Genomic DNA, 23,240 nt, shown 5'->3' on the forward strand with positions numbered 1-23,240 from the left:
TGACAGGGTGCCGGTCGGCATTTTTCCATCCGTCTGTCTTGTTCTAGGTGACGAACACGCGCGATTGGAACAAGGGATGGCGATCATGCAGGCACGGATGTCGGGAATGGGCAGCAAGCGAAACACGGGGACCGCACCGGCGCGGGCGCGCCCGAACTGGCGTCCGACGCCGCTATCCCAGGCTGTGACGGCGCTGCTGATTGCGGGCAGCGCAAGCGGGGCCGCGCAGGCGCAGCAGCGCGCCTTCAGCCCGGGCTGGTTCTCCGACAAGAATGCGGTGCAATCCACCGCGCAGCGCACGGGCCGCATGCCTGATGGCAGCCTGGCCGGCATTGGCAACAGCGCACGCCAGCAGGCGCAGTCGCGTCAGCAATTGCAGCGCTCGCTAGACAACCTGAACCGCACGGCGGCGGCCGTCGCGGCGCAGCAGGCGGCGCAGGCGGCGGCACGTGCTGCCGCCGCCGCCAACAATGGCGGCGACGCCCCCGATGGTCTTGTCGAAGGCGGCTTGTCGGTGGCCAAGGGCGAGCTGGCCCAATGGGAAGGCGCGAAGGCCGCGACCCCCAGCGTGGAAAACGGACGCCAGATCGTCACCATTGAACAGACGCAGTCGCGCGCGATTCTGAACTGGGACACCTTCAACGTCGGCCGCAACACGACGCTGCAATTCAAGCAGGGCACTGACGATGCGGTGCTGAACCGGGTGGTGGGCGCGGCGGCCAAGCCGAGCCAGATTCAGGGCGCGATCAAGGCTGATGGCACCGTGATGGTGGTGAACCAGAACGGCGTGATCTTCACCGGCACCAGCCAGGTGAACGCGCGCAACCTGGTGGCCGCAGCCGCCACGATTACCGACGCGCAGTTTCGCGAGAAGGGCCTGTACGCCGACAACGGCACGCAGCCCACCTTCCTGGATGCGCGTGGCAACATCGATGTGCAAGCGGGCGCGTTGATCCAGACGGCGGCCCCGGCCTCGTCGACCGCGGGCGGCGGGTATGTGCTGCTGCTGGGCAAGGAAGCCGCGAACGCGGGCGCCATCAACACCCCGTCCGGCCAGACGCTGATGGCCGCGGGTGACAGCTTTGTGATCAAGCGCGGCCAAGGCACGTCGGGCAATCTTGCGTCCACGACCAAGGGCAACGAAGTCACCCCCGGCGGCACGCCTGGCCGCGTGGTGAACACGGGTTTGATGCAGGCCGCAATGGGCGACGTAACGCTGACGGGCGGCGATGTCGTGCAAGGCGGCGTGGTGCTGTCCAGCACGTCTGTCGACACGCGCGGCACGGTGCACCTGAACGCCTTGGGCGACGGCGGCAAGATCACTTTGGCCGAAGGCGGCACCACGGCCATTCTGTTGGACCGCAGCGGCGCACTGGCGCTGGACAGCCAGCGCGACGGCTTGCGCGCGCCTGCGGCCACGACCGCTGCCAATTCCCCGATTGTGGCGGCGGGCGCCGACCGCCGCGAACTGTCGCGCGTGGAAATCTCAAGCGCTGGCACGGTGGACTTCGCATCCGGTTCCATCACGCTGGCCACGGGCGGCCAGATCGCCGTGCAAGCCGCCAAGCGCAGCCTGGTGCGCGAGGGCTCCATCCTGGACGTGGCCGGCGCCGTGGGCGTGCCCGTGGCGATGGAAAACAACAGCGTCAAGATCAACGTGCAGGGCAATGAGCAGCGCGATGCGCCGATCAACCGCGACAGCGGCAAGCTGAACAGCAACGACATCTGGGTGGATGCGCGCGACCTCGTCCTGGTGCCGGCCGGCACCAACGGCTACGCCACCGACCGCTGGTACACGGCCGGCGGCCTGCTGGAAGTAAGCGGGTATCTGGGCACACAGGGCCATGCCGTCAACGAATGGATGGCGCAGGGCGGCAACGTTGAATTCACCGGCGGCGACGTCGTGACGCGCGCGGGGTCGCAGATCAACGTGTCGGGCGGCACGCTGGATGTGCAGGACGGCAAGATCCAGCAGACGTGGTTGCGGGCGGTGGATGGCCGGCTGTACGAGGTGTCGAGCGCGCCGGGTGACCTGGCGTATACGGGCTTGTACAAGGGCTACGAGGCCACGCACGAGCGCTGGGGCCAGACGCACTATTTCTACAACCCGCTGATTGCGCCGAAGGAACGCTTCGAGACCGGCTACACGGTGGGCCGCGATGCGGGCCGGCTGGTCATCGGCACGAAGAGCGCCGTGCTGGAAGGCGAGCTGGTGGGCGAGACCTATCAGGGCGAGCGCCAGACCGCCGCCGCGCAGGCCGGGCTGGACGGCTATCAGCAATCACAACGCGCGGCGGCGCGCGGCGCGCAACTGATTGCCGGCACGTACACGCCGTACTACGTCAAGAGCACGGGGGCGTTGCAATACGCGTTGGGCATGTCGGAGGCGACGATCCAGCACGTTCAGCTGTCTGATCAGGTGGCCGCCATTGCGGCCGGGCTGGAGCTGGACGCGGCTTTGCCCGAGGACCGCACGGGCATCCTGCATCTGGACACGGCGCAGCTGAATCGCGCGAAGCTGGGCGCCATCAAGATTGCGGCGCAGGACATTACGGTGAAGTCGGACCTGACGGTGGGGCCGTCGGGCGACATCACCTTGTTCGCGAACCAGGTGTCGGTGGACGCCACGCTGACCGCGCGCGCGGGCAGCATCCGTCTGGGCAATGTGCTGAATCAGTTCTCGGCGACTGGGGCAGTGGACACTTTTTCGGGCGTGGCAGAACAGCCGAACGTGACGTTGAGCAGCCGCAGCCGTCTGGACACCCGGGGCATGTGGACGAACCTGGCGATGTCGCCCGAGCAGACCGCCGGCATGCCGTACTTGAACGGCGGTTCGGTCTCGGTGCGCAGCAGCGGAGACATCCAGCTGGACGCCGGTAGCGTGATTGACGTCAGCTCGGGCGCGGTGCTGGGCAAGATGAACAAGGTGACGGGCGGCAAGGGCGGCAACACCACGATTGATGCGGTAGCCGGGAATGACGGCTCGGGCGGCGTGGTGACCCTGGGCGCCGAACTGCGCGGTTACGGCGTGGAAGGCGGGGGAACGTTGACGGTGGTGGCGGGCAAGGTGGCTGTGGTTGGCAACCTTGGTGAAAAAACGGATGCCCAATCCGGCGCACAACGCGGCGCCCAACCCGGCGTTGAATCCGGCGTTGAATCCGGCACCCAACCCGGCGTTGAGTCCGGCGCACAACCCGCCGCCGCTGACGCAGAGTTGCTGACGCTTGCCGCCCCGTTCTTCCAGCAGGGCTATGCGCGCTACGAGGTGACCGGACGCAAGGGCCTGACGGTGGCTGAGGATGCTCGCGTCGACGTCTTGATGCCGGTCTCGCGCCTGGTGTCGGGCGCGGCGGGCTTGCCCACGGGCTCTGATCCGTCGGCGGTGCTGGACACCTGGTTGCCGCCGCTGTATCAGCACGACATCGTGGCAGGCACGGCCACGCGGCGGCGCGGCGCAAGCCTGCTGCTGCAAAGCGGACGCACGCTGGCGCCGGCGGGCGCTGACACCGACGCCGAATTGACCATCGGCCGGGGCGCGCAGGTAAACGTGGACCCGGGCCAGACCATTCAGTTGCTGGGCGCGGGGCAGATCACCGTATCCGGCGCGTTGACGGCGGCGGGCGGCAAGATCGATATCCGCCAACTGCGCACCGGCACGCTGGATGTGGCCGAGTCATTCGACACGGCCGCCGGCGAGGTGCACAACCGGTCAATCTGGATTGGCGAAAACGCCGTGCTGAATGTCGCCGGCCGTGCGGAAACGGGCGTCGACGCGCAGGGCCGCCGCTATGGCGTGGCGGATGCGGGCGGCGTCATCGTGATCGGCGGCGAGATCGATCACGACCGCGCAACCGCAACGTCGGCCGATGCGTATGTGATTGTCCGGCCGGGTGCGGTGCTGGATGCATCGGGCGCCAGTGCGCTGGTGGATGTTAACGGCGTGGGGCCGGTGCAACTGAATCGCGATGGCGGCCGGATTTCGCTTAGCTCGTACAACGGCCTGCATCTGGACGGCACGTTCATTGCGCGGGCGGGTGGGGCGAACGCGTCGGGTGGCACCTTGGACATTGCGCTGGAAACGCCGCTCTACCGCGTCGCGGGGGAGGGCGCCGCAGGCATGGATGTGCAGGTGCCGCGCGAATTGGTGCTGGCGGCAGGCGGCGGCAGCAAGGGTCTGAACGCGGGTCTGAACGTGGACCTGAAACCGGGCGAGGCGGACGATGGCCTGCGCTACGGCCAAACCCGGTTGGACTCGGCGCGTCTGCTGGCCGGCGGCGGCTTTGATCATCTGGGGCTGTTGTCCAACGGCCTGATGTCTTTCGATGGCGACGTCCGCGTTGCAACGCCGCAAAGCCTGCGTCTGTACGCCGGCGCATTCTCACTGGCGCCCGAGGCCGATGCCCAGACACGCGTCGAACTGGCGTCGTCGTATGTGCGCTTGTCCGGCTTGGGCAAGTACGCGGCCACCACGGGCGTGTTGCGCCCGCGCGTGTTGTTCGCCGACGCGCCGGACGTGGGCGAGGGCACGTTCACCGTGCGCGCCGGCCGCCTGCTGGATGTGGGCAACAGCTTGTCCTTCGGCACGCAGGGCTCGATCAACCGCGGCGTGGGCGGCGCGTTGGCGATTGCACGCAGCGGCTTTGACCGGGTGACGCTGGACAGCGCGGGCGACCTGCGCTTTCTGGCGAACAACGACAACGAGCCGCGCTCGCGTCTGTGGACCCGGGGCGATCTGGACCTGATCGCCGCGCAGATCTATCCCGCCACGGGCGCCGAAGCCGAAGTGCTGGCGGGCTACACGCGCAAGCCGGACGGCACGCAGGGCTTTGACCCGGACCGCAGCTTGCGGATCGGCCGCCACGAAGGTACGACGGACGCCTTGCCCGCAACGCCCTATTCGGCGTTTGGCACCTTGCGTCTGGCGGCCTCCACGGTGGAGCAGGGCGGTGTGCTGCGTGCGCCGTTGGGCGCCATCACGCTGGGCGATCTGGGCGAACTGATGGGCACGCAACGTCTGACCTTGTTGCCGGGCAGCGTCATGTCCGTCAGCGGCGCGGGCCTGCTCATGCCATACGGCGGCACGACCGATGGCGTGTCGTACAAGTTCAAGGGTGCGGACGTGTCCTTGGTGGGCGTGGGCGGCGCAATCGGCGTGGATGGGCAGGCGAACCTGCGCACCGGTATTACCTTGGGCTTCCGCGACGTGGACGCGATGCCGGGCTCGGTGATCGACCTGTCGGGCGGCGGTGAACTGACGGGCGCGGGCTTTGTGTCGGGCCGTGGGGGTTCAACCGATGCGCGCTATGCGCCGCTGGTCCGCATGAATCCCAATGGCGGGTTCACCTTGCCGGGGCTGGCCAGCAACCCGGTCTACGCGATTGTGCCGGGCGCGCAAGCCCCCGTAGCGCCGTCGGGTGGCGAGGCCGGTGCCTCCACACCGGGCGTGGGCCAGCAGATTACGCTGGGTGCAGGCGTGCCTGGCTTGCCGGCCGGCACCTACACGCTGATGCCGTCTACCTATGCCCTGCTGCCCGGCGCGTTCCGCGTCGAAATCAACGGTGGTGCGTCGGCAGGCGCGGCGGTGGCGCCGATGCAGATGCGCAACCAGTCGTGGGCGGCCAGCGGCACCTTGTCGACGGCAGGCACCAACGTGGCGAACCCGCTGGCCAGCGCGGTCATCCTGACCCCGGCGAAGGTGCTGCGCACGCTGTCGCAATACAACGAGATGAGCTACGCCAGCTTTGTGGCGGCGGACGCGGTGACGCGTGGCGTGCCGCGCGCCATGCTGCCCGCCGATGCGCGTACCTTGCGGCTGGCGATCCACCCCGGGTCCGCCGACGGGCAGGCGCTGAGCTTCGAAGGCTTGGCGAACTTCAAGGCGGCGCAGGGTGGTTTTGGTGGTGCGGTGGCGCTGAATGGCGGAAGCACAACGGTAGAAATTCTGGCGGCGGGGCAGTCGCCCACGGCGGGGTTCGATGGCACGTCGGTGCAAGCCGATGCGCTGACCGCGCTGGGCGCCAGCCGGCTGATCATCGGCGCGTTGCCGATGGTGCAGTACGGGCAGGGCGGGCGTTTCTACACCTTCCAGGCGTCCGCCAACAACGTCGTGCTGCGGGCCGGTGCGCAACTGACGGGGCCGGAAGTGCTGATCTCGTCGCGCACGATCGAACTTGAGGCGGGCGCGGGCATTTCAACGCTGGGCCGGGGTGCGCCGTCGGTGGATTCGTCCAGCGGCTACGCCTTCCAGCCCGGCAAGGCCAGTTTGCTGGCGGTATCGAATGGCCGTCTGGACGTGCTGGCGCCCGACGCGCTGGCCTCGGGCGCCATCCGCGTCGGCACCTGCGCGGCGTCGGCTTGCGACGGCGTGACGCGTCTGTATTCCGAAGGCACCATCGCCGCCGCCACCAACGGCACGTTTGATCTGGGCGAGCAGGTGCGCTACGGCACCCGCAACCTGGCGTTGGCCGTGGGCGCAGTGAACGCCGGTACGGCCGAGGCGCTGGCGGACGCGGCGGCGCGCGGCATCTTGCCCAGCGGGCTGACGCTGAACCAGGACATCCTGGGCCGTCTGCTGCGTGGCGACACCAGCACGGGTGCGCCCGCGCTGGAAGTCCTGACGCTGACCGCGCGCGAAGCCATGAACTTCTACGGCACCGTGGCGCTGGACACGCGCGACCCTGTCACCGGCAAATACAGCCTGGCCACGCTGGCGCTTGGCACGCCCGCCATCTATGGCTATGGCGACGCGGGCGACGAGGCCAGCATCCGCACGCAAAACCTGATCTGGAACGGCGCCACACAAGCGCCCGGCGCAGTGGTGGCGGGCGGCGCCGGCACGGGTAAAGGCACGCTGCGACTCGACGCCGAACGCATCGAATTCGGCTACGCGCAAGGCGCCCAGCCGGATGGCCAGGATGACAACGCGCGCTTGGCGTTGGGCTTTGCCAACGTCAACTTGAACGCCAGCGACCGCATCACGGCCAACCATCGCGGCAGCCTGTCGGTCTACGTATCGCAAGGCGCGTTCGACAGCACGACGGGACGCTACGCCTATAGCGGCGGCAACTTGAATCTGAATACGCCGCTGCTGACCGGCGGGGCGAGCTCCGTCAACCGGCTCACCGCGGGCGGCGATGTGCGTCTGGCGGCGATGCCGGGCGGGCAAGCGGCGGCGGTGCAGGACTTGGGGGGCGAGATCAGTCTGTCTGGCGCGAATGTGCAGATCGACGGCCGGATCGTGCTGCCCAGCGGCAAGCTGACGGTGCAAGGGCGCGATGGCGTCACGCTGACGGGCGCATCGCAGATTGACCTGTCCGGGCGCGCCATCGCGTTCAACGATGTGATGCGCTACAGCTGGGGCGGTGACGTCATCCTGGAAAGCAGCCAGGGCAGCATCCGGCAGGAAGGCGGGGCGTTGATCGATGTGTCGGCGCAGCAGAACAACGCGGGCAGCCAGCGGGCCGACGCGCTCGCGGCGTCAGCCGGGGTGGTGGACCTGCAAGGCCGCATTCTGGGCGCAAGCTCGGGGTACTACGATGCGGGCGGCACCGCCGTGCCGTACCGCGCGGGCAGCATCGATATCCGCGCGCAGCATCTGGGGGCGGCGGGTTCGCTCAGCACCGATTTCGACGCCTTGAACCAGCGCTTGAATGACGGTGGTGTCACCGGCGCGCGCAGCTTCCAGTTCAAGCAAGGCAGCCTGACGGTGGGCAATACGCTGCGCGCCAACGACATCAACCTGTCGATCGACAGCGGAAGCCTGACGGTGGCCGGCCTGGTTGACGCCAGCGGAGAACGCGTGGGCCGCATCCGCATGGCTGCGCGGGATGGGCTGACCTTGGCCTCGAACGCGGTGCTGGATGCGCACGGCACCGTGCTGCGCGTGGACAGCTACGGCAAGATCATCGACGCGCCCAACCGGGCGGTGGTGGAATTGAACGCCGGCCGCGGCGTGTTGACCTTGGCCAGCGGCGCGCGCATCGACTTGCGCCATGGCACGTCCGCCACGCCCGGCACGGGCGCGGGCCAGCACGACGGCGCATCGCGCGGCACGCTGGACTTGCTGGCGCCGCGTATTGATGCGGCCGGCAACGCGGGTATCAACGGCGGCGCGGCTGCGACTTACGGCGATATCGCCATCGAAGCGCGCGGCCCCGTCACCATCGACGGCGCCAAGTCCATCTCGGTGGTCGCCACGCAGCGCTATGACGATGCCCGCCCCGGCGACGCGGCGGATCGTGCGAATGGCCGCAGCTATCAGATCATTGATCAGGCCTACCTGGACACCCTGCATGGCGACAGCGCAACGTTCATCGGCAATGCGCTGGCCAACGGCAATCTGCTGAACGGCAAGCTGGCCGGTCTGAACAACGCCACCTACCGCGATGTGTTCCATCTGCGTCCGGGCGTGGAGATTGTCAGCAAGACCAGCGACGGTGATCTGGTCGTGCAAGGCGACCTGGATTTGTCGCGCTATCGCTACGCCAGCCTGAACCCGCGTTCGGCGATGACGTCCGCCTATGGTTCGGGCGAAGCGGGTGCGCTGACGCTGCGCGCCAAGGGCAACCTGGATGTGTATGGCAGCATCAACGACGGCTTCGCGCCGCCGCAGGCCACACCCGATGATGAGCATGGCTGGATTCTGACGCCGGGTGCGCAAGCCTTTGGCGGCGACGTGGTGTTGCCGCGCGGCGGCGTCGTACTGGCGGATGGCACGGAATTCCCGGGCGGTAAAACCCTGAACTACGCCTTGCCGTTGCAGGCGACGACGCTGGCCGCCGGCACACGCCTGCCGGTCGAAGCCGCGCTGAATCAAGCGCTGTCGATCGCCGCAGGCACGGTGTTGTCGGGCGATGTGCGCGACGCTTCGGGGCAGTTGCTGTACGCGGCGGGCAGCATCCTCAAGCAAGCGGTGGACTTGCCCGTTGGCACGCGTTTGGGCGCAGGCACCGTGCTGACGGCAGGCACCGCCATGCAGGCGTTCACGTGGCCGGCGAACGTGGCCTTGCCCAATTTGCACACCACGCAAGGCTATGAGCCGAATGTGCTGCTGATGGCCGGCAGCATCACGCTCAAGCAGGGCGCCTTCATTCCGTCGCAAACGAAGCTGGTGTTTCCCGACGGCGTGGACTATGTGGAGCTGCGCCCCGGCACGGCGGCGGATCAGCGGCGCAACTGGGCGGTGGCGCAGATGCTGCCGGCAGGCAGCCAGTCGTGGTCGGTGCAACTGGTGGCGGGCGCGGACTTGGACGCCGCCGATCCGTTGCGTGTGCTGCCCGGCCCGAACGCCGGCAAGCTCACGCTGGCCGACACGCACTACAACGCCAGCCTGATACAAGGCGCGCGTCTGGTCTGGGCACCCGAGGCGGAGCTGTCGGGCTTTGACCCGTACTCACCCGTGCCGGAGGACCTGCTGTGGCTGTGTGACGTGATTGAAGGCCTATGCGTGCCGCCACCCGCCATCGCGTGGGGGCCGGATAACTGGTTCGGGCATCCCGCAGGCTCGCCCGTGGCGGACGAAGATCTCAAAAACTGCGAGCTATCCGCCGACCAGTGCTACGAGAACAAATCGTCGACCACGGTCACCGCGCACACGCAGAACTTCAGCGTCTTGCGCACCGGCACGGGCGACCTGAACCTAGCGGCGGGCGGCGATATCAGCCTGATGTCGGCCTATGGCGTTTACACGGCGGGTACGCAATCGGCCAACGTGGCGCCGGCTTACCAGTTGCCGCGCGGCCGCTATGAAGCCACCGTGCTGGGCGACGATCATTCGACCACGTACGAGCCCTTTGTGACGGCGGGCGCCGGCTATCAGGCGTGGTATCCGGAAGCGGGCGGCAACCTTAGCCTGTACACGGGTGGCGCCTTGCGCGGCGACGTGTGGGGCAAGTCCACGGGCGGCCCCTACGATGCGCGCGTGATCGATCCCAGCGTCGGCATCGGCAACTGGCTGTGGCGCCAAGGAACCGGCAGCGCCAACGGCGGCGACACGCCGACCGCATGGTGGATCAACTTCGGCAGCTATACCCGCGCACCGTCCGCATTCAAGGACAACACGCCGCTGCTGGTCGGCTTCACGGGCTTTGGCGCGCTGGGCGGCGGTAACGTCAGCGTGCGTGTGGATGGCGATGCGGGCAACATCGAATCGCGCGGCTCCATCAGCAACCCGCGCAGCCAGGGCCTGATCGTGGCCGTGGGCAGCACCGGCCGCGTGGCGGCAGACGGCGGCATGACGCTCACGGGTGGCGGCGACATCGACATCCGTGTGGGCGGCGGCTTGAACCCCACGCAGAGCGCGCGCGGGGTGGTGTCGTCCACCTCGGGCCCCACGCCGTATTACGGCGAACCCGCGCTGGATCTGCAAGGCGCGCTGATCAACTTGCGCGGCCATGCGCAGTTGTCCGGCGGCGCGGTGGGCGGCCTGGACTTGCGGTACGGCAACGAAGCCAACCAGCAAGACGCCAAAGACAGCCGCGGCTACGACCCCTATGTGTCCACGCTGGCCAGCGCCACGGGCGGGCTGGTGCTGATCCCTGGCGACTCGGTCATGCGTCTGGATACGCGTGGCGATCTGGTGGTGGGCGGCGCGAGCGACCCCGGCCGTGTCGCCTTGCCGAACAGCACCCCGTACCGCATGACGGACGGCACCTTGCGCGATGGCGGCGGCTACAGCTGGTTCTCGATGTGGACGGAGAACACGGCCATCGAACTGTCGAGCGCGGGCGGCAACCTCACGCCCAGCCGCCAGACGTCGAATAGCGCGCAAGGCCTGGCGGTGCGCACAGGGCGCAACACGTCGCCGTCGGACGGGCGCTATCTGTACCCGTCCATCCTGCGCGCCACGGCGTTTGACGGCAGCATCTATGCGGGGTTGTCGGCGGCCTATCTGAACAACGAAGATTCGGGCCTGCCGTACTCGCTGACCTTGGCGCCCGGCACGCGCGGCCAGCTGGAAATGCTGGCGGGCAATTCCATCTACGCGGGCGGTTACGCCATTAACCGCTCGGGCGCCGACCCGGCCAGCGTGGCCAGTGTGCTCCGGCCGGCCTTCTCGGGCTACGCGTCGGAGGCCAATTCGAATGTCGTCTTGGGCAACCTGGGCGAGAACGGCATCGCGGGCAGCCGTGACACCCACTTCCCCCTGTTCTATTTCGATGCGTTGACGGCCAGCACGGCGGGTTCCAATACCGTCACGCGCTTCTATGCCCGCGATGGCGACATCGTGGGGCTGCGCACGGGCGAAGCGCTGGCGATTGTGCAGGGGCCGAATGTGGGTCAGACGTGGTACGAAGCGTCGGGGCCGGTGTGGATGATGGCGGGTCGCGACATCGTGGCATCTGGCACCGCGCCGGGCGTGTCGACCGACGTGCCATCCACCAACGGCCTGTTCTTTGGCGCAAGCGGCGCGTCGGCGACGTCCACCGGTAACCTGTTCCTGCACCGCGACGCGTTGGATGTGTCGCGCGTGTCGGCGGGCCGCGACATCCTGTACAGCTCGTTCCAGGTGGCGGGGCCGGGCGTGCTGGAAGTGTCTGCCGGCCGTCATGTGCTGATGGCGGACCGCGCGTCCATCACCAGCCTGGGCGCGGTATTGCCGGGTGACCGCCGCCCGGGCGCGGCCATCGCCGTGCAAGCGGGCGTGGGCGCCAAGGGGCCGGACTACGCGGGCTTCATCGCGCGCTATCTGGACCCGGCCATGGCGGCGGACCCCAGCCGCCCGCTGGTGGACCAGGGCCTGGCGTTCAAGACCTACGAAGCGGAACTGCTGCTGTGGCTGACGCAGCGCTACGGTTTTGCCGGCAACACGGACGACGCGCGCGCCTATTTCGCGGCGCTGCCCGCCGAGCAGCAACGCATCTTCGCGCGGCAGGTTTACTTTGCCGAGCTGCGTGCCGGTGGCCGTGAATACAACGACAAGGCCAACCCGCGCAACGGCAGCTATTTGCGCGGCCGCCAGGCCATTGCCGCGCTGTTCCCCGAGACCACGCCGGGCGCCTATCAAGGTGATCTGACGCTGTATGGCGCGGCCGGAATTCGCAGCACTTTCGGCGGCGACATCCAACTGATGACGCCGGGCGGGCAGCAGGTGTTTGGCGTGGAAGGCGTGGCGCCGCCCGCCACCGCCGGCATCATCACGCAGGGCGAGGGCAACATCCAGCTGTATGCGCAGGGCAGCATCCTGCTGGGCCAAAGCCGGGTCATGACGACCTTTGGCGGCGGCATCACCGCATGGTCGGCCCAAGGCGATATCAACGCGGGCCGGGGGTCGAAGACGACGGTGTTGTACACGCCGCCCAAGCGTGTCTACGACGACGTCGGCAACGTGACCTTGTCGCCCAACGCGCCCAGCACCGGCGCGGGCATCGCCACGCTGGCGCCGCTGCCGGAAGTGCCGGCCGGCGACGTGGACCTGTACGCGCCGCTTGGCACGATTGACGCGGGGGAAGCCGGTATCCGCGTGTCGGGCAACGTGAACATCGCGGCCTTGCAGGTGGTGAACGCCGCCAACATCCAGGCGCAAGGCGACAGCGTGGGCGTGCCGGTGACGGCGTCCGTCAACACCGGCGCGTTGTCGTCCGCCAGTGCCGCCGCCACGTCCGCCGTGAACGCCGCGCAGGATTCCGCGCAGCGTGCGCAGAACGAAGCGCGCCAGAACCAGCCGTCGGTGATCAATGTGCAGATCCTGGGGTATGGCGACGAGCCGGTGGCGGGTGCAATCACCACCACGCCGTCGGGCGGATCGGCATCCGCCGCGCCGAAGTACGACGCCGCCAGCGCCGTACAGGTGCTGGGCGCGGGGGCGTTGGACGCCAGCGAAACCGGGGCCTTGAGCGCGGAGGAGCGGCGCAAGCTGACGATGTGACGGGGCAGGCGATGCCAGGGGCGGCCAACGCGTTGCTGGCCGTCATCCCCTTGTCATGAGGCGGCCAGTGATCACTGGCCGCCTTTTTTTCGGCAAGAAATTCGTGCCGGGAAATTTGCGCAACGAAGCGCTAGCGCCGTCATCTTGCGCGGCCAGAATCCCAGCCGACATCCCAGCCGACATCCACGCCATGACAGCCCCCTTGAACTCCCGCCGTGATTTTTTTCATGAAGTTTTTCTTACAACGCGTGGTCTTGGGCGTGCCAGTACGTCTAGTAACAAGCAGAAGCTGTAGACGCAGGGTTGCGGGCGAAAACCGTAACGGGATTGTCGCGAAGCGCTGCACGGTAGCAGCCGGTATTTGACCGGTTTTCACACAAGGAACTGAGTGCATCGCTATGCATGATTTCGACAGTAGGGGCAGCGCCTTGCGCGCCATATTGCGCCGCGCGCCGCAAGCGCTTGTTCTGGCCCTGGCGATCAACGCAGCCGGGGCGCAGGGCGCGCCAGGCGAGGCCGCCGCACGTTTGGTCAACATCAACGAGTACATCGTGCGGGGCAACACCGTGCTTGAGGCGCGCGACATCGAGCGCGCCGTCTACCCCTACCTGGGCCCTGACCGCACGCTGGCCGATATTGAATCGGCGCGCGAAGCCTTGCAGACGATCTATCAGGAACGCGGCTTTCAGTCGGTGTATGTGGACCTGCCCGAGCAGCAGGTGGCCGATGGCATCGTGTTCCTGCAAGTCTCCGAGACCAAGGTCGGCCGCGTGCGGGTGGTGGGCGCGCAGCACTATTCGCCGCTGACGATTCGCGACGAAGTGCCCGCCTTGAAGGAAGGCGAAGTGCCCAACTTCAACCGCGCGCAAGCCGAGCTGACCAACCTGAACAAGGGCGCCAGCCGCCAGGTGGTGCCGGTGGTGAAGGAAGGGCGCATGCCCGGCACGATGGACGTGGACCTGAAGGTCGAAGACAAAAGCCCCTGGCACGCCAGCGTGGGCCTGAACAACGACTACAGCGCCGACACCACGCGTTTGCGCAGCACCGCGTCGCTGGGCTACGACAACCTGTGGCAGCTGGGGCATTCCGTCAGCCTGACGTTCTTCACCGCGCCCCAGGAAACCGACAACGCCAAGGTCTGGTCGGGTTCGTACTCGATGCCGCTTGCGCCGCGCTGGGGCCTGCAATTCTCGGGCTACAAGAGCGACAGCAACGTGGCCACCATCGGCGGCACCAACGTGCTGGGCAAGGGCTATTCGTTCGGGCTGTCGGCCATCTACACGATGGACCCGCAGGGCGACTGGAGCAACTCGTTGTCTGTTGGCCTGGACTACAAGAAGTTCGACGAGTCCACCCGCTTTGGCGCCAACGAAGACCAGATTCCCATCAAGTACCTGCCGTTCACGCTCGCGTACAACGGCTACCGCTATTCCGAGTCGTCGCAAAGCAGTGTGGGCCTGTCCATCGTGGGCGCCAGCGGTTCGTTCTTCAACCAGGGCAGCGACTGGAAGGAATTCGACGACAAGCGCTATCAAGCCAGCCCCAGCTTCGCCTTGCTGCGTGGCGACGGCACGCATACGCAAAACCTGTTTGGCGACTGGCAGCTGGGCCTGCGCGGTGCGTTCCAGCTGGCGTCTGGCGCGCTGGTGTCCAACGAGCAATTCTCAGCCGGCGGCGCGACCAGCGTGCGCGGTTACCTGGCGGCCGAACGCACGGGCGACGACGGTGTGTTGGGCTCGGTCGAATGGCGCACGCCGTCGCTTGCGCGCTGGCTGGGCGCGAACGTCAACGAGTGGCGCTTCTACGCCTTTGCCGACGCCGCCACCCTGCGCCTGCGCGACCCCTTGCCCGAACAGGATTCCAGCTACTCGCTGGCCAGCGTTGGCCTGGGCACCCGCATGCAGGTGCTGGATTGGCTGTCCGGCTCGTTGGACTGGGGCTATCCGCTGAAAGACGGCCCCAACACCCGCAAACATGATCCCCGCCTGAACTTCAGCGTTCGCGCCAGCTTCTGAGCGCGCGCCGTTTCCTCATTCACCCCCGGAGTCTTATCCATGCAACGCCTATTGATGCTCCTACTGACCGTGCTGGCCGGCGTATTGCCGTCCGCCGCCCACGCCTGGTGGCAGCCAGACTGGCAGTACCGCAAACAGATCACCGTCGACAGCACCGCGCAAGGCATGCCGCTGGGCGGCGCCGCCGGCCGCACGCCGCTGCTGGTTCGCCTGCATACCGGCAACTTCACGTTCGATGGCATCCATGAGAAGGGCGCCGACATCCGCTTCGTGGCGGCAGACGACCAGACCGTGCTGAACCACCAGCTGGAATCGTTCGACCCCTTGCTGGGCATGGCGCTGGTGTGGGTGGACGTGCCGGAGGTGGCCGACGGCCAGCGCCAGGACATCTGGATGTACTACGGCAACCAGAAGGCGCCGGCGTCCGCCAATGGCCAACTGACGTTTGACCCCAACTACACGCTGGTCTATCACTTTGATGGCGCGGCCGGTGCGCCGCCGCGCGACACCACGGCCTACAGCAACCACGGCCAGACGCCCACGGGAGCTGCCGTTGATGGCGTGATTGGACGCGCCGCGCAGTTCACGGGCGCAGCCCCCTTGATGTTGCCCGCCAGCCCCTCGCTGGCCATTCCCGCCGCGGGCGCGTTCACGTTCAGCGCCTGGGTGCGCGCTGACCAACCGGCCGGCGAACAGCTCGTCTATGCCCGCCGCGACGCCGGTAACGCCTTGCTGATCGGACTCAACCAGGGCGTGCCTTTTGTGGAAGTGAACGGCCAGCGCAGCCAGCCCGGCCAGCCGCTGACCCCCGCCGCCTGGCAGCATCTGGCCGTGACGGCCGATGGCAGCCAGGTCCATCTGTATGTGAACGGCCGCGCCACCGCGTCGCTGGCCGCGAGCCTGCCGCCGCTGGCGACCACCGCCGCGTTGGGTGGCGATGTGCCGATGCCGGTTGTACCTGTCGCCCCGGCCGCGGCCACGCCTGCTGCTGACGGCACGGTTCCCGCTGAAGCCGCACCCGCGCCGCGTCCGGTGTACGCGCCGTTTGTGGGCGCCATCGATGAAGTGCGTTTGTCGAAGGTGGCGCGCCCCGCCGCGCTGATCTACGCCGACGCCACGTCGCAAGGCGCAGAGTCGCGTCTGGTGGCGTATGGGGCCGACGAAGAACAGTCGGGCTTCGGTTTTGGCGGCCTGGGCTTTCTGCTCAAGGCTGTGCCGGTGGACGCGTGGATCATCATCGGCGTGCTGGTGCTGATGATGGTGCAGTCCTGGATCATCATGATCAAGAAGAGCCGCCACGTGGCGCGTCTGGCGCGCGCCAATGACGCCTTCCGCGAGTCGTTCGCCACGGTGGGCCAGCGCCTGGAATTGCTGGCCGATGACAAGGGCCTGGCCACGCGCCTGGAACACGCGTCCCTGTGGCGCCTGTACCGCGTGGCCATCAATGAAATCCGCACGCGCCGTGCGCAAGGTGCAGACACCACGTCGATCTCGGCAGCCACCATCGAAGCCATCCGCGCATCGATGGACGCCGTGCGCACCAAGGAAAACCAGGTGCTGGGCGCCAAGCTTGGCTCGCTGTCCAACGCCATTGCCGGCGGCCCGTACATCGGCCTGCTGGGCACGGTGCTGGGCATCATGGTGGTGTTTCTGGGTACGGCCATGGCGGGCGACGTGAACATCAACGCTATCGCACCCGGCATGGCCGCGGCCTTGCTGGCCACCGCGATGGGTCTCTTCGTGGCCATCCCGGCGCTGTTTGGCTACAACCGCCTGGTGTCGCGCAACAAGGAAGTCAGCGCCGACATGCGCGTGTTCGTCGACGAGTTCGTCACGCGTCTGGCCGAAGTACACGGCGAGTCGCAAGCGCAGGAAGCTGCCCATCACCCCGCCACGCGTGCGCCGGCCGCGGGCCGCCCCGCCGCGCGCGAGGTGGGCCGCGACGTCCAACCCGCAGCCGCCGAAGCGTAAGGAGCAACCATGGCTTCCGTATCCGCCTCCCAGGACGATGATGACGACGCACCCGTCGACGGTATCAACATCACGCCGCTGGTCGACGTGCTGATGGTGGTGCTGGTCATGTTCATTCTGACCGCCACCGCGCAAATCGCCGGCATCAAGGTCAACCTGCCCAAGGCCAGTTCCACCATGGCCTTGTCGCAGCCGAAGACCAAGGCGATTTCCGTCAACGATGCCGGCCAGGTGTTCCTGGACGCCTACCCGGTCACCTTGCCCGAGCTCGAAGACCGGCTGCGCACGGAGAAAGCGCTGAACCCTGACTTCCCGGTCATTGTGCGCGGCGACGCCGCCGTGCAATACCAGAAGGTCGTGGAAGTGCTGGACCTGTTGCGCCGTCTGGAACTTGCGCAGGTCGGTCTCGTTACCGGCAAGCCGCAATAGGGGCCGGGACCAACGTCATGCCGCAACACGCATCCGATTCCTCGCGCGTTCCGCATCCGGCGCGCCGCTGGCTGAAGCTGGCGGCCGTGGCGGTGGCGGCGATCGTGGCGGCCTACGCGCTTTGGCGCTGGGCCAACGATATGTCCGGTGTCCGGCGCGATGCGCCCAAGGTCACGGCCATCATCCCGCTGCCGCCGCCCCCGCCGCCGCCGCCCGAACCCGAGAAGCCGCCGGAGCCCGAGCCGCCCAAGGAAGAACCGGTGGCCACGCCCGAGCCCGAGCCGACGCCTACGCCCGAACCGCCCAAACCGCAGGACGAAGCGCCGCCGCGCCCCGCCGATGACCTGGCCAACCCCATGCAGATCGATGGCGACGCGCAAGCCGGCAGCGACGCGTTCAACATCGGCGCGGGGCAGGGCAAGGGCATGTCGGGCGGGGGCGGCGGCCGGGCAGGCAACGCTACCTACAGCCAGTACCTAGCCTACGCGCTGCAAAAGATCCTGCGCGAAGACGAACGCACCCGCAATCTGACCTTCCGCCTGCAAGCCAACATCTGGCTCACGGCGTCCGGCCAGATCACGCGCGTGGAACTGACCCGGGGCAGTGGTGACGCCGATGTCGACGCCCGCGTGGTCGCGGCGTTGCGCGCCGTGCCAGGCCTGGATGAACGCCCGCCGGCCTCGGCCAACATGCCGATCCGCGCCTCGCTCACCGGCCGCCGCCCCTCTTGATGTCCTGAATAGAACCGATCCTGGAGTGACCTAAGCATGAAGTTCCAACTGAACCGGCTGGCGGCATCGCTGGCGCTGGCCGCCGCAGGCGCCGCCGCGCTGCCGGCGCATTCCGCGCCCGCGCCGTCCGAGAACGCCACCATCAACCTGATCCGCCTGCTGGTGCAGCAAGGCGTGCTCAAGCCCGAACAAGCCGACGCGCTGGTCGCGCAGGCCGAAGCTGAAGCCAAGACGGCGCGCCAGGCCACGCCAGATCGCGGCGCGGCCGTCGCGCAAGCGGGCGATGTGCGCGTGCCCTACATTCCGCAGACCGTGCGCGATCAGATCCGTGACGAGGTCAAGGCCGAAGTCATGGTGCAGGCCAAGGAAGAGAACTGGGCGCAGCCCAACACGTTCCCCGATTGGGTGTCGCGCATCACGGTGGAAGGCGACGTGCGCGTGCGCGACGAATCGCGTTTCTATAACGGCGGCAACAGCAACGAAATCACGGACTTCGCCAAGCTGAACGCCAATGGCCCGTACGACGTCAACCCCAACACCAACGGCGGCTATCCGCCCATGCTGAACACGCGCGAAGACCGCCGCAATCAGCTGCGCATTCGCGCCCGCCTGGGCGTGCGCGCCGAGATTTCCGACGACTGGACGGCCGGCATCCGGCTGGCGACCGGCAGCGACGACAGCCCGGTCTCCACGTCCCAGACGCTGGGCGGCGGCATGGGCAAGAAAGACATCTGGCTGGATCAGGCTTACCTGACCTATCGCCCGGCCAAGTGGGCCACGGTGACGGGCGGGCGCATCGCCAACCCCTTCGAATCCACCGACACGCTGTTCTCCAACGACCTGAACTTTGACGGCATCGCCGCGATTTTCAAGCAGCCGCTGCAAGGCCGCGACGTGACGCTGTTCGGCACGCTGGGCGCGTTTGCGACGGAGTACGCGAACAACGGCTGGAACTCGTCGTCGATGAGCGAAGGCGCCACCGAGAACAAGTGGCTGCTGGGCGGGCAAGTGGGCGCCGACTGGAAGATCAACAACCAGAACAGCCTGCGCGGCGCGCTGGCCTACTACCACTTCGACAACATCGCGGGCAAGCGATCCAGCGCGTGTTCGCCGTGGGCGGGGGATGAAAGCTGCGATACCGATTGGTCGCGCCCCGCCTTCATGCAGAAGGGCAACACGCTGTTCCTGTTGCGCAACATCGCGCCCAACCCGCTCAACCCGGCCGACACGCCGCAGCCGCAATACGTGGGCCTGGCGTCCAAGTTCGACTTGCTGGACTTGAACCTGCGTTGGGACACGCGCGTGTTTGACGGCCTGGGCCTGCGCCTGAACGGTAACTACATCCGCAACCTGGCTTACAGCAAGAGCAAGATGGCGAGCCGCTCGCAAGGCTACATCGTCAATAACTTCGGCGATAACGGCGACATCGAAAGCGGCCCCAACGCCTGGATGCTGCAAGCCACGCTGGGCCGTTCGTACGACCTGAAGGAAAAGGGCGATTGGCTGGCCTTTGTTGGCTACAAGTACATCCAGCCGGACGCGCTGCCCGATGCGTTCAACGATTCGTCGTTCCACCAGGGCGGCACGAATGCGCGCGGCTACTACATCGGCGCGGGCTACGCGTTCGAGAAGAACGTGTACGGCGTGTTCCGCTGGATGAGCACCAAGGAGATCTATGGTGCGCCCTTGGCCATCGACACGATGCAGTTTGAAATCAACGCCAGGTTCTAAGGCCATGAACATGCACATCGTAGGGGATGCATCCCGCCATTCGTCCGGGCGCGGCCGGCGCCTGGCCGCCGCCGTGGCCTTGTGCGCGGCGGGCTTGAGCATAGGGAGCGCCGCGCAGGCTGAAAGCATGGAAGAGCGCCTGCGCGCGCAACTGCGCAGCACCACGCAGCAGCTGCAGCAATTGCAAAGCGAGCAGGCGCAGATCAACGCGGCCAAGACGGCCGCGGAAACGCAACGCGACGCCGCGCAGAAAGAGCTGGAGTCGCTGCGTGCGCAGTTGGCCAAGAGCCGTGGGCAAGCCGAAAAGCTGGCCGGCCAGCAAGAGGCCATGCTGGAAAGCGTCCAGGCGCAAGCCGCAGCCAGCCATGCGCAGCTGGGCAAGTTCAAGGGCGCGTATGACGAGTTGCTGACGCTGTCGCGCGCAAAGGAAACCGAGCGCGTGGCGTTGGCGCGCACGCTCGCCCAGCGCGATGAAGAGGTCAAGGTATGCGTGGCGAAGAACCGCGAGATGTACGTGGCCGGCAAGGAAATTCTTAACGCCTATGAACGCATCAGCACGGGCGACATCCTGGCGCTGAAGCAACCGTTTGCCGGCAAGGCGCGCGTGCAGTTCGAGGAACAGGCGCAAGCCTATGGCGACAAGCTGTACGACGCGCAAGCGCCGCGCAGTCAAGCGGCTGCAACGTCCAACCCGTAGTCTGTTCCAGATTAATTTTTGCGTATCCAGGAAATTTGAAATGACTGAAATTGAAACGACCGAAGTGGCAACGGCTGACGTTGCCATGGCCGAGGCCGGCCTGATTCTTGACGTGAACGCCGAGCGCCTGCAAGCGCTGCTGCAATCGGTGGGCTACCGCGTGACGCTGTCCGAACAGAACGGCTCGGTGCAGTTGCTGAGCGCCAGCCAAGGCGTGGGCTTTGCTGCCCGCATGGGTAACCCCTCCCAGCACGACGGCCACTATCTGGACTACACGCTGAGCTGCGCGCTGCGCGTGCAAGGCGACGTGCCGCCGGGGCTTGCCGAGCGCTGGAACGTGGAAAAGCGCTTTGCCCGCCTGTCGGTGCAAGGCGTGTTTTTGGTGCTGGAGCTGGACGTGATTGTGGCGGGCGGCGTGTCGGAATCGTACTTGCGCGCAACGACGGAACTCTGGGACCGCTTGCTGCAAGAGTTTCTGCTGTTCCTGCGCGCGAATGCAACGGGGCAGGATGGCGAGGCCGCGCCTGCGCCTGATGCTAACGCCGAGACCGAAGCCGCGCCCGCGCTTGAGGCCAACGCCGAGACCGAAGCCGCTACCGCGCATTGATGCCTTGAGGCACTCTTCATGACCAAGACCCTGACTTCCTCGAACCGCCTGCGCCTGACGGCGGCCGTGTTGTTGATTGCCGTGCTGGCGGGCGCGGTGGCGTTGATGCGCGGCAACGATGCGCAAAGCAGCGAGGCGACCCCGGCCAAAAATTCTGGCCCAGCCCCGACGCTGGCTTCGGCTCCGGCCAAAGCCGTCGCCTCCGCCGCCCCATCGGTCGCGTCGTCCGCCGCCGCGCCCGCGCCTCAAACGCCACCCATCGCCACCTTGGGCGCGGTTCGCGTCGAACGCGACGAACTACTGCGCCAGTTGCAGACCATGCCGCCGCAGGCGCGCCAGCAATTGCAGGACAACCGGGCGGGTCTGGAGCAGTGGCTGCGCGCGCGTCTGGCCGAGCGTGCGCTGATCGAGCAGGCGCGTGCGCAGGGCTGGCAGGACAAGCCCGAGATCAAGCGCGCCGTGCAAGCGGCGCAAGAGCGCATCGTGGTGCAGAGCTATCTGGATTCCGTCAGCCGCGCACCCGACGCCTATCCGTCGGACGCCGATCTGCAAGCCGCCTACGAGCGCGCCAAGCCGCAGCTGACGGTGCCGGCGCAGTACCGCGTCAGCCAGATCTTTTTGCCCGCGGCGTTAAGCGATGCAGACGCGGTGGCGGCGGCGCGCAAGCAGGCGCAAGACCTGGCCAAACGCGCGCAGGCGCCGAAGGCCGATTTCGCGGCGTTGGCCCAAAGCCAATCGCGCGACGAGACCACGCGGGCGCAAGGCGGCGACATTGGCTACGTGCCCTTGGCGCAGCTGACGCCCGAGATGCGGCCGGTGGTGGCGCAGATGAAGGCGGGCGAGGTGTCGGCCCCGGTGCAGTCGGCGGCGGGGTTTCACATCCTGAAGCTGACGGCGTCGCAGCCGGCCAGCGTGACGCCGTTTGAGCAGGTGAAGGACGAGCTGCGCGTTGCGCTGCGTAATCAACGTCAGGAACTGGCCGCGCGGGCCTATATGGAGGGACTGCTGAATGCCGGAACCGTCAGCATCGATGGCGCAGCCCTCAATGCCGCGTTTGAACAAAGCGCGGCCGGTCAGACCAACGCCCCGTCCGTCGCACGCGCCCCGTGATGGGTTTCAGGATGGGGGGCAAGACGGGCGTGATGATGGGCTTCATGGTGGCCTGCATGACGCGGCAAGCGCGATCACCCACGCGCTTGACCAGCGCCTGACGCAAGCGCTGGGCAGCGCCCAGCCGCCAGCCAGCATGCAAGACGCGGCGGCGCTGTTGCAGGCGCTACGGCTGACGTTTCCCGACGAACTTGCGCGCTGGTTTCCCTTGATGCCGATGTCGTTGCCGGGGGCGTCATCGATGGCCGTGGCGGGGGCGTCGTCGATGCCCCTGGCGAGGTCTACACCCCTGCCGTCGCCATTCGCGTTGCCGCAGCCCGCATCCCGTCGCGGGCGAGACCCGGCGCGCGCGCTCGGCCTGGACTTGGCCGACCTGCGCGTGCTGTATCGGGCGATTCGCGTGGCGTGGCTGGCGGAGCTTATCTTCGGCGGCCGCGATGAGGCGCGGCGCTGGCTATGCACGCCGAAGCGGCGGCTGCATGGCCGGGTGCCGTTGCTGCTGTGCCAACACGGGCGCTACGCCGCGGTCATTGAAGAATGGCTGGTCGATATTGATGAAGGAAACGGCCCATGATTGCGCTCTGGCGCTTAAGCAATAGCCAGGACTTGCAGCCTCGGGCGCGGCCAGCGGGCCGCTGGCACAGTGCCGGCGCGCCGGTGGTGGTGCTGGATGCGAATCCCGCCGCCGCCGTGTTCGCCCGGCTGGCGTTGTCCGAAGTCGCGCATCCGCGCGCCTTGCCGCGCCACTACTTCCTGCTGGAAGTGAAGGCGCCCGGCGGGGCCGTCAGCGATGTCGTCAGCGAGGCCGATCTGCCCGTGCATTGGCAAACGGATCTGCCCGCCACCCGCGCGCTGGGCAACGCGTGGTTGGCCAGCGGCGAGTCGCTGCTGCTGCGCGTGCCATCGGCGGCGGGGGGCGTGCAGTATTTGCTGAACGCGGCGCATCCCCAGTTGTCGCAATGCCAGATCGTGTCGTCAGTGGCGTATCCCTATGCGCCACACCTGGCGGGCATCGCCCGCGCGGTGCGGGAAGACGCCGCCTGGCTGGCCGCGGCGGATGCCGGGGGCGGGCAGGACTAGAATG

General features: G+C 67.5%; 11 protein-coding genes. All 11 read left to right on the top strand.

Translation table 11 applies throughout. The features are described 5' to 3' along the window. Window positions 1–76: 76 nt before the first annotated feature. The 11 genes from HV765_RS23590 (at window position 77) to HV765_RS23640 (ending at window position 23,236) form a co-directional block, all read left to right on the top strand. A complete protein-coding gene (locus HV765_RS23590) occupies window positions 77–12,865 on the top strand; it encodes a filamentous haemagglutinin family protein (RefSeq protein ID WP_175171162.1) in 12,789 nt (4,262 codons plus the stop codon). A 398-nt stretch (window positions 12,866–13,263) separates the two neighbouring features. After that, window positions 13,264–14,880 (top strand): ShlB/FhaC/HecB family hemolysin secretion/activation protein, encoded by a 1,617-nt coding sequence (locus HV765_RS23595; RefSeq protein WP_054427857.1) that lies wholly within the window; start codon window positions 13,264–13,266, stop codon window positions 14,878–14,880. 39 nt (window positions 14,881–14,919) lie between these two features. Next, a complete protein-coding gene (locus tag HV765_RS23600) occupies window positions 14,920–16,851 on the top strand; it encodes a DUF2341 domain-containing protein (protein WP_175171163.1) in 1,932 nt (643 codons plus the stop codon). Between the two features lie 9 nt (window positions 16,852–16,860). Further along, window positions 16,861–17,280: an ExbD/TolR family protein gene (locus tag HV765_RS23605; RefSeq protein ID WP_006222018.1), complete on the top strand. Its 420-nt coding sequence runs from the start codon at window positions 16,861–16,863 to the stop codon at window positions 17,278–17,280. A gap of 17 nt (window positions 17,281–17,297) precedes the next feature. Beyond that, window positions 17,298–18,011, top strand: coding sequence for a TonB C-terminal domain-containing protein (locus HV765_RS23610; protein ID WP_054427855.1), 714 nt, complete (start codon window positions 17,298–17,300; stop codon window positions 18,009–18,011). Between the two features lie 36 nt (window positions 18,012–18,047). Continuing rightward, the gene (locus HV765_RS23615) at window positions 18,048–19,742 is read left to right on the top strand and encodes a putative porin (RefSeq protein WP_054427854.1); all 1,695 of its coding nucleotides are present in this window, start codon (window positions 18,048–18,050) and stop codon (window positions 19,740–19,742) included. A gap of 4 nt (window positions 19,743–19,746) precedes the next feature. Next, a complete protein-coding gene (locus tag HV765_RS23620; RefSeq protein WP_175171164.1) occupies window positions 19,747–20,439 on the top strand; it encodes a DNA repair protein in 693 nt (230 codons plus the stop codon). 85 nt (window positions 20,440–20,524) lie between these two features. Then, the gene (locus HV765_RS23625) at window positions 20,525–21,046 is read left to right on the top strand and encodes a YbjN domain-containing protein (protein WP_254600715.1); all 522 of its coding nucleotides are present in this window, start codon (window positions 20,525–20,527) and stop codon (window positions 21,044–21,046) included. Window positions 21,047–21,064: 18 nt separating this feature from the next. Then, on the top strand, window positions 21,065–22,156 hold the full coding sequence (locus HV765_RS23630) for a peptidylprolyl isomerase (protein WP_175171165.1): 1,092 nt from the start codon (window positions 21,065–21,067) through the stop codon (window positions 22,154–22,156). Window positions 22,157–22,292: 136 nt separating this feature from the next. Beyond that, window positions 22,293–22,730, top strand: coding sequence for an MbcA/ParS/Xre antitoxin family protein (locus tag HV765_RS23635; protein WP_175171166.1), 438 nt, complete (start codon window positions 22,293–22,295; stop codon window positions 22,728–22,730). Then, window positions 22,727–23,236: an RES family NAD+ phosphorylase gene (locus HV765_RS23640; protein WP_054427850.1), complete on the top strand. Its 510-nt coding sequence runs from the start codon at window positions 22,727–22,729 to the stop codon at window positions 23,234–23,236. The genes HV765_RS23635 and HV765_RS23640 overlap by 4 nt, the downstream gene beginning before the upstream one ends. Window positions 23,237–23,240 lie beyond the last annotated feature (4 nt).

This window comes from Achromobacter kerstersii (genome assembly GCF_902859595.1).
In the GTDB taxonomy this organism is placed as follows: Bacteria; Pseudomonadota; Gammaproteobacteria; order Burkholderiales; family Burkholderiaceae_B; genus Achromobacter; species Achromobacter kerstersii.